The following is an 11895-nucleotide window of genomic DNA, read 5'->3' as shown; positions in this document are numbered from 1 at the left end:
TACGTATGGAAAGTAGTGAAGTAGTAAGGGAAAGGGAACATCCTTTTGCGAAAAAAAGGTGGATAATAGCAGTTACTTTAGTTGTATTAGCGATTTTAGGTCTTTTTTACGGTCTTTTCGCAGGAAGCCTATCCTTTTCTTTACGAGATATTCTAACAGGGATACAAGATGAAGGTTCGACGGTTCATCGAATTGTATGGGACCTTCGTATACCGAGAGTGCTCGTTGGATTTATAGTAGGAACATGTTTAGCAGCATCTGGTGCACTGCTGCAAGGGGTTATGAGAAATCCTCTTGCAGACCCTGGTATTATCGGGGTTTCATCTGGAGCAGGCCTTGTAGCAATTGTAATTATGATTTTATTCCCTCAGCATATGGCATTTTTACCGCTCGGGGCGTTTATAGGAGCTTTCATAACGGCGATGGTCATTTATGCTTTATCATGGCAAAAAGGGGCGCCGCCTTCAAGGATTGTCTTAGTAGGTGTATCAATCAATGCATTAATTGGTGCAGCGACGTCAGCGTTAATGTTATTACATAGTGACAAAGTACAATCGGTGTTACCTTGGTTAGCAGGTGGCATTGGTGGTGTAAGTTGGGCACATTTAAACATGATTATTTATTATGCAATATTCGCTATTATATTAGCCTTCTTTGGTATAAAGCATATTCGAGTATTAATGCTTGGAGATGAAATGGCGAAATTATTAGGTCATAACGTGGAGAGAAGCCGGTTTTATTTAATAGTAGTAAGTACACTATTAGCTGGAATTGCAGTTAGTGTTTCTGGTCTTATTGGATTTGTCGGTCTTGTTGTACCACATATGTTACGTTTATTAGTTGGAAATGACTATAAATATTTACTGCCATTATCATGCCTTGGCGGAGGGATATTACTTGTTTTCGCGGATGCGATAGCTCGAAGTTGGTTCGATCCAATTGAATTGCCTGTTGGTATTTTATTATCCTTCTTAGGCGGTCCGTTCTTCTTATATTTAATTCATAGAGGAGGAAGACAACGTGATTTCCGTTAATAAAGTGTTGTACGCACATTCTGAAAGATTTCAAATGCAAAATATGAATGTACATATTAAAGCTGGAGAGGTCGTTAGTTTAATTGGACCGAATGGATCAGGGAAATCTACTTTGCTTCGTTTAATGGCAAGACTACTTAAACAAAGCGAAGGGGATATCATTTTAGATGGAAAAAGTATTCATACGATGAAAAGTACCGATGTAGCGAAGCAATTAGCGATGTTACCACAAATGCATGATCATCAATTAGATTTAACAGTGAAAGAATTAATCGAATTTGGAAGGGGACCTCATAAATCATGGAGAGGTGGCTTAAATAAAGACGATGAAGAAATTGTTGATTGGGCATTGTCTGTTACAAATCTTGAAGGGTATGAATATCGTCTTTTACAATCTTTATCAGGAGGAGAAAGACAACGTGCCTGGATTGCAATGACGCTAGCACAACGTACAAATGTCTTATTATTAGATGAGCCAACAACCTTTTTAGATATCGTTCATCAGTTGGAAGTAATGGAACTTGTGAAACGATTAAACGAGGAGTTTGGCATGACAATTGTAATGGTTTTACATGATATTAACCAAGCGGCTCAATATAGTGATCGTTTACTCGTATTAAAGCGAGGGCAGCTTCAGTATGACGGTATACCAGAAGAAGTGTTATGTCATGAAATGTTTCAACGTGTGTTCGGCATAGAGGTAGATATTTTTCAAGGAAGTGACAAGCCATTTTTCACACCAAAACGAATTTCTAAAAAAGGAGGAGCAAGATGCGAACAGAAGAATGTATTACCACTGAGTTAGTAAGAGAATTTGTTATGGCAGCTCACGGAGATTTAGAAAAAGTACAAGAACTGTTGGCTGAATCGCCAAGCTTACTTCATGCCTCTTACAATTGGGGCGGATCAGATTGGGAAAGTGCGTTAGGAGCAGCGGCACATGTAGGTCGTAAAGATATTGCTCTCTATTTACTAGAAAAGGGTGCTCGAATGGACATTTTCGCGGCCGCGATGCTTGGAGAATTAGAAGTTGTACAAGCTATTTTAGTAGCACAACCAGAAGCATTGCGTGCATCGGGTCCACATGGTATTTCCCTTCTTCAACATGCACGAATGGGTGGAGAAAAAGCACAGCGTGTATTTGAGTACTTAACGGTGCTCTCTTAATGACCGCAAAGGTTCTTATGTGCGGTAAACTTTTCACTTTCATATAATTGAAAAGTTTACCGCCCGTTAGAACGGGATAAGTATCTAGTATATTTGAAAATCCTACACCCCCCTCAATTGTAGTTTTCTTTATGCTAGTTATGATATGGATGCAGTAGACAATATTTGTCTACTGTCTTTTTTAATTCTTTAGAGATTAAATATTCTGCATTTGTTTGTTCATTTATCCGACTATTTGTGGGCAGTAAGACTCCCACCTCAAAATTCAGCTAGGGAAAAGAAGTTAGGCGGGAGGTCCACTGTCCGTAAATATTCGATTGGTGAAGGCTAATAATGAGTGAGGATGAACAAAACCGCCCCACTGATTAAAGTTTCACTTTATAATAGATAGTAACAATTCATATACATACAAAACATGGTCGTGTAGTTAAGTACAAATTCGAGGGAAGGAGTGCAGAGATGTTTCATACAGATCGTTTACAAATTCGCAAATATACAATGGATGATTTGCAGTTCTATGCTTCGCTATGGGGAAATGAGAAGGTAATGCGCTATATTGGAAATGGGACGTTAAAAACATATATGCAATGTAAAAAAAGTTTGGAGGAGTGGGTGATTCCTAGCTATAAAAACGGTCTTGGTTTATTTGTATTGATTGAAAAGGAAACGGGAATACGAATTGGTCATGCAGGGTTAGTAAAGCAGCAGATAGGTGGAAAAGAAGAAATTGAAATTGGTTATTGGTTATTACCTCAGTATTGGGGAAAAGGGTATGCGAAAGAAGCAGCGGCAGCATTTCGAGACTATGGTTTCCAAGCGTTACGAATGAATAAATTAATTTCTCTTATTAATCCGGATCACCCCGCCTCAATCTTTGTTGCTAGAAAAACAGGGCTTAGTTATGAGAAAACAACTTCATTTCATGGGATGGACGTTCTCGTTTATTCCATTAAACGCGTTGGATGAAAAAAGGTAAATTGCATCTTTTGAAGAATGGTATATAAAAATAAAGGGGGGATTACATGTATATTTATCATAATGGCCTTATTATTCGTGAGGGAACGAATGGTGTGCCAGCATATGCAATTAAAACCTTATTCGAAGATGCTGGTTGGAGTAATGATAATATCCCTTCTTGGCAAATTGAAAAATTCACGATAGCATTTGAAAATTCAACATGGGCATTCACAATTTGGGATGAAGAAGAGATGATTGCGATGGTTAGAGTCATTTCTGATGGAATTATGATCGCGAACATAGTAAATTTAGTTGTGAAATGTGAATATAGAGGGAAGGGATTAGGTAAGAAACTTGTCGCTCTTTGTTTGCAAAAGTTGCCACATGGAGACTGGTTTGCACATACATCTGCGAGTAATTTTGATTTTTATAGAAGTTGTGGTTTTGAGGTGAGAGAGTTATCGAGAAATGGAACATGTGCGTACTACGGGTATCAAGTTGCGAAAAGAGATGGTCATCGGTAAATGAGCGAAAAGCAAAGAAATAGTACAGTTATAAGCATTTCTAATTCTTTTGTAATAGAAAATGAATTGAGACTCATTTTATGGTAAAATGAAAGAAAATTCTGTTTATTATTAGGGGGATAAAAATGAGTATAAAAGTTGGGGATGTATTTAAATACGAAAGAAGATTTACTGAGGAAGAGGTTTTTGAATTTGCAAATATTACAGGAGATAAAGGTAGGCATCATATGGAATATGATGAAAATGGACGTTTAATGGTTCATGGTTTATTAACTGCTAGTATTGGAACGAAAGTAGGAGAAGAATTACATTACATAGCAAGAGAATTAGTAAGTGAGTTTATTAGACCGGTTTTTACAGGAGATACGATCACTTGTGAACTAACTTTAACAAATATTGAACAGATGGAAGGATATAAAAAGGTTTCAATCGAGTCAGTTTATCGCAATCAACATGAAAAGACTGTACTAGTTGGGACAAGTTATGGAGTTATAAGGGGATAAAAAAGAAGCCTGATTTACAGGCTTCTTTTTTATTTAATAAACACGTTTTCGATTTTCTGCATGACTAGAGATGAGTAATAATGCAGTTTCTTCTCCTATATTACGAACAATATGAGGAACACATGCATTCCAAGAGAAAGAATCACCTTCTTCTACAATTGCAATATCTTCTCCATGTTGAACTTCTAGTTTTCCGCGTAATACAAGGTGACATTCTTCCCCTTCATGGGCATTTGGTATATTTTCTTTCGGAAACCCAGCAGGAATTTCCACAAGATTTAGGCGAAGGCCACCTTGCTCTGCAACATGTTCAATTCTTTGTTCATCTTTTCCGTATACACTGTATTTACGCTCTACCTTTTTGACAACTTTCAGCCGATCTTTTTGTTCTAATAATAAATAGGGAAGGGGAACGTTTAAAAAATTGGAGATTGTTTCTAAAGTTGAGATAGATGGTGATGTTTTATTATTTTCAACCTGACTCATAAACCCTTTAGAAAGACCTGTTCCCTCACAAATTTGTGCAATTGTTATGCCTCTACGTTGACGAATTTCACGTATTGCAGAACCAATATTCATAAAATCAAGCTCCTTTTTGTAAACAACTATTTGTATCATAGCAAAAAAAATATATTTTTTCCCAGTGAAAATGAATTGACGAATAAAAAAAATTAGTGTATGTTTTGTATTGTAAATAAAAGTTTTGTATAAGAAAACTATAAAGGAGAGAATGAAATGAATCAACATATCGGTAACTTAATTATTCGTATCGTGTTAGGGGTAACATTCTTTATGCACGGTTTAACAAAATTCCAATCGGGGATTGACAATATTGCAGGGTGGTTTACAAGCATTGGTTTACCAGGAGGTCTTGCATACGGTGTAGCAACAGCGGAAGTAGTTGGTGGTATATTGTTAATTCTAGGTTTAGGTGTAAGATATATTGGATTATTATTTGCACTTGTAATGGTTGGAGCAATTGTAAAAGTAAAATGGTCAGCTGGTTTATTAGGAGATGGAAAAAATCCTGGCTTCGAATTAGAACTTGCATTGTTAGCAATGGGTGCGTACTTATTTGTTGCGAAAGCAGACGGTTTTGTAGATAATTTCTTAAAAGAGAGAATGTTAAAGAAGAACTAAATTAAATGGGGGGCTAACAAGATGAGTTTTCAACTTCATCCCGACACAACACTTGATGTTGTTCATTTATATGTATCAAATATAAAGAAATCACTAGAGTTTTATACAGAAGTACTAAGTATGAAAGTACTAAAAGAAGATGAAATGGTTGTTACATTTGGGAATGAAAATAACGAACCACTCCTTATCATTGAAGAAAAGAAAGAAGCTCTACCAAAGCAAAGAGGGAGAACGGGGTTATATCATTACGCAATCTTATTACCAAGCAGACAGGATTTAGCGAATATTCTTCGTCATCTTGTAGAAATGGTATATCCACTGCACGGCGGAGCCGACCATTACTTTAGTGAGGCCCTTTATTTAGCTGATCCAGATGGAAACGGGATTGAAATTTATCATGATCGCCAAAAAGAAGTTTGGCGTGATGAGAATGGAGAACTACCATTTGTTAGTAACCCGTTAGCTGGTGAAGAACTATTACAGCAAGGAAGTACATGGAATGGATTTCCGGCGGGTACTGTAATGGGACATATTCATCTCCATGTAGCTGATTTGGAAGAAGCGAAACGTTTCTATGTGGATGGTCTTGGTTTTGAAGTAACAATCCCAGCTCGTAATGGAGCGTTGTTCGTATCGGCAGGTGGCTATCATCACCATATCGGTTTAAATACGTGGCAAGGTGAAGAAATACCGCCGCAAATGCCAAATTCCGTCGGCTTGAAATATTTCACAATTGTACTAGCGGATGAAAAACAAAAAGAGCAAGTATGTGAAAGCTTAAAAAATATTGGCAAAGTCGCTACGTACAAAGATGGAATATTACAAGTTGAGGACCCATTTGGACATTGTATTCATTTCAAAATAAAAGGAGAAGCCTAAAAAAGGCTTCTCTTTTTTTACTTTCTTATAATTGCTTTTTCGTTTTGTAAAAATAGTTCATCAAACTGCTTTGCAAGCTCAAAATCTAGTTTCGTTAAACCTTTTGTATTCCAAGATGACAAAGTAATAATGACTGCTTTATACTGGATAAGGATAAATGGATGGTGATTACGTTCTTCTGATAGTTTGGCGGCTTCAGAGACAAATTCGACTCCTTTTAAGTAGTCGGAAAACATATATTTTCGTTCAATCCATTTTTCATCTTTTACTATCCATTTATCCACCTTGAATAATTCCCCTTGAACTTCTTCTTCAGTTAATCGCAGCATCATTTTTCACATCCTTTACATGCAGTAGTGCAAGACCATTGTTAATAAGGCGTGTTACAGCTTCGTCAGTTGTGAAAGTAGAAAGTTGTTGTAATAATGCTGCTGATGTTTCGTGCCCTTTGTTATGCTCTAAAAGTAATTCTAATATTTCAAGGCGAAGCAGCCATTCTTTCGGATAAAATTTATTTAATACCTCTTGAATTGCTACTAATTGATCGACATGTGCGTCGTGTAAAATACCTCCACCTCGAATATCACGAACTGTTTGATACATACGATCCAGCTTAGTTAATGCAAGAGGTGCTGGAGTTTCCTCTGTTTCTTCATCAATTGGGAAAAATGATGCTGCATCTGCTGCTCCTGGGAATACTGAAATGATTTGTGAGCCAACAGCCATATCAAATGCACCCCATGAAGCATCAAATAATACGCGGGCGTTATAAGTAACTGTGCAATCGATAAAGGAAATAAGAGCAATTTTCTTATCATTTTTTATAATATCTGTTACTTTTCCTTTTACATGAATACCACTTGCAAAAGTAAACTCAGCAATATTTCCAATTGTAATTCCTAATGATTGTAGTTGTTCATCTGTACAATTTTCTAATGCAATATTTTCAGTGAGTAATCCAATTGGTGTTCCAAAGCCGTCACTGTGTATAGATGTAGAATGATTCGCTAGTTGTTTATTATGAATTGCTAATGCAGTTGGCGAATTTGTTCGCATGTAAATCACTTTACCTGCATCGTTTTCAATTGTCTCGCTGAATGTACCTGTAATCTGTAATCCACTAGTTAGTTCAGCAGTTGCATAGTTTTCAGAGCGAATCGCTTTTTCTAAACCTTCCTTTCCACCTGTTTTAAAGGCCATCGTTTCAGCAAATGTCTCAAGTGCTTCAGTCAGCTCTTCAAATGATTCACAAACAAATAGTTGTGGTTGCATTTTTGTTACGTCATAAGTTGTACCTGTACATGCCCCGATAGAGAATGGAACCTTTTCTACAGCGTCTGTTAAGCAATGTTTGCTTTCGCCAACAGAAGAAAGGAGACCAGCACCATATATTTTTGGAGCATCTATATTTCCGATTAACCCATATTCTACTGTCCACCAGAAAAGACGTGAAATTTGTTCAGCTTCTGATAAACCAGAAACTAACTTTTGTTTTTCAATTACAGTATTTTCAGCAGCGGCAACTTCGTCAGGAGTAGAAGTAGGGCTTTCTTTTACGATTGTTAATGTACGCACAGCTTCAAAAGCATCATGTTCTTCTTTTGTAGAGAAAGCTTTCGCGCCAATTTGTCCAAAGCGTTTCACATACTTCGCATATGTAGGATCCAGTAAAATAGGTGCGTGTCCTGCTGCTTCGTGTACGATATCTGGAGCTGGTGTGTACTCGATATTTTCTACTTTGCGAATATCTGTTGCGATTGGTAGTAAGCCGTGTCCTTGGAAATCAAAGAATGCTACGCCGGGAATAAGTCCATCAATTGTTACAGCTCCCCATCCGCTTGGTGCTAAACAGTCATTCATTTCTTCTACCTTTGGAATTGCATCTATATTTATACCAGATGATTGTAGTCCGTTCACATAGGCTGGATGAGCAACGTCTTTTAAGAAACTATGATTTTGTCTCATAATGTAACGCCAAACAGCGTGATTCACCGGTGTATATTGATCATAATGCTGCGTGGATACGAATGGTTTTAAATGCGATGGAATTTCTGTTTTCTTTGTCATTTAGACATCCTCCTTGTTTTCTATAAAATTGAATATTGGTTGGGTATAGCTGGAACCACCACCTTTCAAAATTGTAAGCGCTTATAAAATTTTATCATAAGATTCGGAATTATTTAACATTTGTTTCTGTGAGAAATAGAAAAAGCCCCTATCGGAAAATCCGATAGGGGCGAAAGAATCGCGGTACCACCCTATTTGTAAGTGAAAACATACTTACATCTCAATTAATGATAACGGAAAAACTCCGTCTTTTCCTTCATGCGTACAAGCACTACGAAAAAGAAGCTCCAGAATTGTAATTCATACTTATATATGTGCTAATTTCCACCGACCATTAGCTCTCTGTAACAGGGATATAAGATATTACTGCGATTCTTTCAACGCGTATATATGAAATTGTGCAAAAGGGAAGGACGCAAAAAAGCCCCTATCGGAAAATCCGATAGGGACGATAAAAATCGCGGTACCACCCTAATTGTAAACAGAAAAATTGTTTACCACTCACTTTAAGATAACGGAAAGATCCGTCTTTCTCTTCATGCATTATGTGCACTACGGGAAAGAAGCTCCAGAATTGTAATTCACGCTTGTATATGTACTGATTCGCACCAACCATCAGTTCTCTGAGACAGGGATATAAGTCGCTACTAGTATTCCTTCAAAGCCGATATATAATTCGTTCAACTAAACTATGTTTCGTATTATAAAACTATTTTTGAAAGATTGTCAACAATAATTTTATCCCGCTATTTGTGGGCAGTAAAATTTCTACCTCAAAATTTGGCCGGAGCAAAGAAGTTAGATGGAAGCCTTACTGCCCGTAAACGTCCGATTGGTGAGTGCTGATTAAAGTTTCACTTTATTTCACTTCTAAATCAACATTTAAATTAGTCGTATTTCCAGCTGCATCGGTTGCAACGATATGAATGGTATTCTTTCCTTCTTGTAATTGATTACGATCGAAATAAATTTCGTAGTTTTTCTCCCAAGTGTTTAGGAATGCACTCTCCCATACACCATTTCCGTTAATTTCATATTGCATTCTTACTGGAATACCAGGTGCAATCCAACCAGATTCTGTCATCCAATCTAGTAGAATATCATCAACTTTCCCTCTAATTATGAGATTTTCTTGATCAATTTCGTGTGTTAACTTAGGTGCTGTTCGATCGATAAATACAGCTCCTGTTTGTTTTGTTTCTCCACCAGAGTTAGAAGCAACAGCTTCGATTTGGTATAAGCCATCAGGCAATGGAGATCCGTCCTTTCTTGTACCATTCCATTTGAAAGATTTATAACCAGGTGTTTCGTTTTTGCCTTGGTATACCATGCCTTGATATGTCACACGGTCTTTCGTAATTAAATTAGCATGAAACGCTATATCCTCAACAGGTGTAACTAAATAGTAATTGATTAGGTTGTCATCTAGTATGTTGTCATTATTTGGACTGAAAGTAGAATTAACGATTTCAACGCCATCGATACGCTTGTATTCTTTCGGATCAATACTAAATGTAAATGGGATACGCATTTCTTCAGTTTTACCTTGTTCTTTTACATACAGATTTCCTGTATATACACCTTGTGATAAGGAGCTGTCCACAGTAATAGTAAAAGGCTTTTCGATGTTACTATTTGGTTTTAAACTAATTGAAGAAGGGAAAGAAGTCTGGATTTTTGTTTTTGTATCTAGTAATTCAATACGAGTTGAAAAGTTTTTCTTTTTGTTAGAAAGATTTTGTAACGTAATATTTTGTGTTAGTTTCACTTTGCCACTATTTGGCTTAATAAGACCGAAACTTACATTGTTCGGTTTCACTAATGCATCTGTTTGGGCTGCTTTCGGAATGTTAATTAAACCTGATCCTTGTGCCATGATAGGATATGTATTTTCATTGACATCCTTTAATGTTTTTGCAGTGTTGGCAAGAGCAGATTTCAATTGTTCTGTCGTCCAATCAGGATGCATTTGACGCAGTAAGGCAACGGCTCCCGCTACTTGCGGAGCAGCCATACTTGTTCCGTTGTGAGATTCATAGCCACCCCTTGGTACCGTACTAGTAATTTGTACGCCAGGTGCAACAACATCAGGTTTTATGAGCCAACTTCCTTGTGAGGGTCCTCTTGAGCTGAAGTTACCAATCAGTTCGGTTTTGTTCGGTTGTCCAATCTTTATATTTTTCTTTCTTTTTGTAATTAAATTTTTCAATTCTTCGCCATTTGTATTTGATAGTTGCATAACTGGAAGAGCTATCTCTTCACGGCCAAAATATTCAGGCATAATACTAATTTCTTTTTCATTAGAAATTAGTAGCACCCCGATAGCTCCAGCTTGTTTCGCTTGTTCTGCCTTTACTAACGTGCTTGAAGTTCCTTGTAAAACAAGGGCGAACTTCCCTTTCACATCTTGTTTAGCGTAATCGCTTGAATTACCGTAGCCAACATAGACAAGCTGAGCATCGTTTCCTACTTGGAAATCTGCTTTTGATAACGGTAATCCTTGGTAAGATTTATTAGAACCAGCTATTTGGAATGTTGGGAATGGAATAGAAACAGTCGATGCACCAACAGAGATGACACTACTTGCGTTACCAGGAGCATCAACAGACCAAGGTTTTGGTCCATCATTTCCATTTGAAACGACTGCAGTAACACCAAGTTTTGCTGCGCGTTCTAACGTCATTGTTACAGGTTGATCAGGGACATTCAAATCTTGACCGAGAGATAAATTTAAAACATCTGCACCATCTTGAATAGCGCGCTCAATACCTTGAATAATATCATCGGTCGTGCCAGTACCACCATCATTCATGACACGGTAAGCGAGTATAGAAGCGTTCGGAGCAATCCCCTTTATTTTTCCGTTACCAGCAATAATTCCAGCTACATGAGTGCCGTGGACATTTCCATCCATCGGATCGTTATCCTCATCGACTGTATCATATCCACCGATATAGTTTGCTTGTAAGTCGGGGTGTGTATAGTCTACGCCAGAATCAATAATAGCGACTTTCATACCTTTTCCATCAAGCGGTTTTCCAGATGGATTTTTTAAATTCCATGCTTCAGGTGCACCGATTGTCGGTCCACCGATATTTGGCGCTTCTTCTTTAGTAGCGCTTTTTGCTGTTTCATGCAATTTATATGTTAAGTTCGGATAAACAGCTTTTACTTCGGGTAAAGAAGCTAAAGCAGCAACTTGATCTCCTGGGATAGAAATAGAGAATCCAGAAAATAACGTGCTATACGTTTCTTTTATCTTTGCTTTTGGTGCTTTTTCTTTAATTTTCTTTGTTGTATCCTCTTGCGCTTTTTTTAGTTGTGCATGGTATGATTGCACATTTTCATTTTTAAAATCTGGAGCATGCTGAATGTTACTTTGTGAAGCGAGCGGAGCATGTTGCAATTCTACAATGACTGAAATTTCTTTTGATGTTTTTGTTTCAACATTTTGCGCGATTTTGTTTTCTCCCCATTGCTCAATATTCGCTTTTAACTGTGGACTAAATTGCTTCTCCTGTTGCAGCGATTCAGCATGCGCGCTTAAAGCTCCAAAACTAGAAAAGACAAGCGCCATACTTAATAGTGCAGATGTAGTTTTTTTCATTGAAACTCCCCCTAATA

12 protein-coding genes and 2 other annotated features are annotated in these 11895 nt (G+C 37.3%); of the genes, 8 read left to right on the top strand and 4 right to left on the bottom strand.

All coding sequences use genetic code 11. The features are described from left to right. Positions 1-5: 5 nt before the first annotated feature. The 6 genes from AC3WTA_RS09490 (at position 6) to AC3WTA_RS09465 (ending at position 4185) form a co-directional block, all read left to right on the top strand. Complete coding sequence (locus AC3WTA_RS09490) at positions 6-1034, top strand: FecCD family ABC transporter permease (protein ID WP_002096299.1); 1029 nt, start codon at positions 6-8, stop codon at positions 1032-1034. Beyond that, positions 1021-1839, top strand: coding sequence for an ABC transporter ATP-binding protein (locus tag AC3WTA_RS09485; RefSeq protein ID WP_000626554.1), 819 nt, complete (start codon positions 1021-1023; stop codon positions 1837-1839). The genes AC3WTA_RS09490 and AC3WTA_RS09485 overlap by 14 nt, the downstream gene beginning before the upstream one ends. After that, a complete protein-coding gene (locus AC3WTA_RS09480; RefSeq protein WP_001258431.1) occupies positions 1806-2201 on the top strand; it encodes an ankyrin repeat domain-containing protein in 396 nt (131 codons plus the stop codon). Before AC3WTA_RS09485 ends, AC3WTA_RS09480 begins: the two co-directional genes overlap by 34 nt. A gap of 459 nt (positions 2202-2660) precedes the next feature. Beyond that, complete coding sequence (locus tag AC3WTA_RS09475) at positions 2661-3167, top strand: GNAT family N-acetyltransferase (RefSeq protein ID WP_000469131.1); 507 nt, start codon at positions 2661-2663, stop codon at positions 3165-3167. Between the two features lie 56 nt (positions 3168-3223). Further along, complete coding sequence (locus tag AC3WTA_RS09470) at positions 3224-3682, top strand: GNAT family N-acetyltransferase (RefSeq protein ID WP_000276113.1); 459 nt, start codon at positions 3224-3226, stop codon at positions 3680-3682. Between the two features lie 125 nt (positions 3683-3807). Further along, a complete protein-coding gene (locus tag AC3WTA_RS09465) occupies positions 3808-4185 on the top strand; it encodes a hotdog family protein (protein ID WP_000025009.1) in 378 nt (125 codons plus the stop codon). A 33-nt stretch (positions 4186-4218) separates the two neighbouring features. On the opposite strand, the gene AC3WTA_RS09460 is transcribed toward AC3WTA_RS09465, so the two are convergent. Further along, positions 4219-4764 (bottom strand): helix-turn-helix domain-containing protein, encoded by a 546-nt coding sequence (locus tag AC3WTA_RS09460; RefSeq protein ID WP_001020697.1) that lies wholly within the window; start codon positions 4762-4764, stop codon positions 4219-4221. Positions 4765-4920: 156 nt separating this feature from the next. Here AC3WTA_RS09460 and AC3WTA_RS09455 point away from each other — a divergent pair, with 156 nt between their 5' ends. After that, the gene (locus AC3WTA_RS09455) at positions 4921-5325 is read left to right on the top strand and encodes a DoxX family protein (protein ID WP_001071551.1); all 405 of its coding nucleotides are present in this window, start codon (positions 4921-4923) and stop codon (positions 5323-5325) included. Between the two features lie 21 nt (positions 5326-5346). After that, positions 5347-6204 carry a VOC family protein gene (locus AC3WTA_RS09450; protein WP_000009828.1) on the top strand — a complete coding sequence of 286 codons (858 nt, stop codon included), beginning with the start codon at positions 5347-5349 and terminating at the stop codon, positions 6202-6204. Between the two features lie 17 nt (positions 6205-6221). Here the strand turns inward: AC3WTA_RS09450 and AC3WTA_RS09445 are convergent, their stop codons facing one another. The 3 genes from AC3WTA_RS09445 to AC3WTA_RS09435 form a co-directional block, all read right to left on the bottom strand. Beyond that, a complete protein-coding gene (locus AC3WTA_RS09445) occupies positions 6222-6536 on the bottom strand; it encodes a 4a-hydroxytetrahydrobiopterin dehydratase (RefSeq protein ID WP_000979548.1) in 315 nt (104 codons plus the stop codon). Continuing rightward, a complete protein-coding gene (locus AC3WTA_RS09440; protein ID WP_000163175.1) occupies positions 6517-8271 on the bottom strand; it encodes an aromatic amino acid hydroxylase in 1755 nt (584 codons plus the stop codon). Before AC3WTA_RS09440 ends, AC3WTA_RS09445 begins: the two co-directional genes overlap by 20 nt. A 162-nt stretch (positions 8272-8433) precedes the next feature. Continuing rightward, positions 8434-8661: a binding site (T-box leader), on the bottom strand. Positions 8662-8712: 51 nt separating this feature from the next. After that, positions 8713-8942, bottom strand: a binding site (T-box leader). Between the two features lie 188 nt (positions 8943-9130). Beyond that, a complete protein-coding gene (locus AC3WTA_RS09435) occupies positions 9131-11878 on the bottom strand; it encodes a S8 family serine peptidase (protein WP_000754108.1) in 2748 nt (915 codons plus the stop codon). Positions 11879-11895 lie beyond the last annotated feature (17 nt).

It is taken from the genome of Bacillus sp. EB106-07-01-XG149, assembly GCF_058791555.1.
This window is presented reverse-complemented; position numbering and strand designations above follow the sequence as displayed.

What these genes read in the sequence shown, in the direction of transcription:
- AC3WTA_RS09455 (WP_001071551.1), top strand. Translation starts at nt 4,921, where the DNA reads ATGAATCAACATATCGGTAACTTAATTATTCGTATCGTGTTAGGGGTA.
- AC3WTA_RS09435 (WP_000754108.1), bottom strand. Translation starts at nt 11,878, where the DNA reads ATGAAAAAAACTACATCTGCACTATTAAGTATGGCGCTTGTCTTTTCT.
- AC3WTA_RS09460 (WP_001020697.1), bottom strand. Translation starts at nt 4,764, where the DNA reads ATGAATATTGGTTCTGCAATACGTGAAATTCGTCAACGTAGAGGCATA.
- AC3WTA_RS09440 (WP_000163175.1), bottom strand. Translation starts at nt 8,271, where the DNA reads ATGACAAAGAAAACAGAAATTCCATCGCATTTAAAACCATTCGTATCC.
- AC3WTA_RS09470 (WP_000276113.1), top strand. Translation starts at nt 3,224, where the DNA reads ATGTATATTTATCATAATGGCCTTATTATTCGTGAGGGAACGAATGGT.
- AC3WTA_RS09480 (WP_001258431.1), top strand. Translation starts at nt 1,806, where the DNA reads ATGCGAACAGAAGAATGTATTACCACTGAGTTAGTAAGAGAATTTGTT.
- AC3WTA_RS09450 (WP_000009828.1), top strand. Translation starts at nt 5,347, where the DNA reads ATGAGTTTTCAACTTCATCCCGACACAACACTTGATGTTGTTCATTTA.
- AC3WTA_RS09445 (WP_000979548.1), bottom strand. Translation starts at nt 6,536, where the DNA reads ATGATGCTGCGATTAACTGAAGAAGAAGTTCAAGGGGAATTATTCAAG.
- AC3WTA_RS09465 (WP_000025009.1), top strand. Translation starts at nt 3,808, where the DNA reads ATGAGTATAAAAGTTGGGGATGTATTTAAATACGAAAGAAGATTTACT.
- AC3WTA_RS09475 (WP_000469131.1), top strand. Translation starts at nt 2,661, where the DNA reads ATGTTTCATACAGATCGTTTACAAATTCGCAAATATACAATGGATGAT.
- AC3WTA_RS09490 (WP_002096299.1), top strand. Translation starts at nt 6, where the DNA reads ATGGAAAGTAGTGAAGTAGTAAGGGAAAGGGAACATCCTTTTGCGAAA.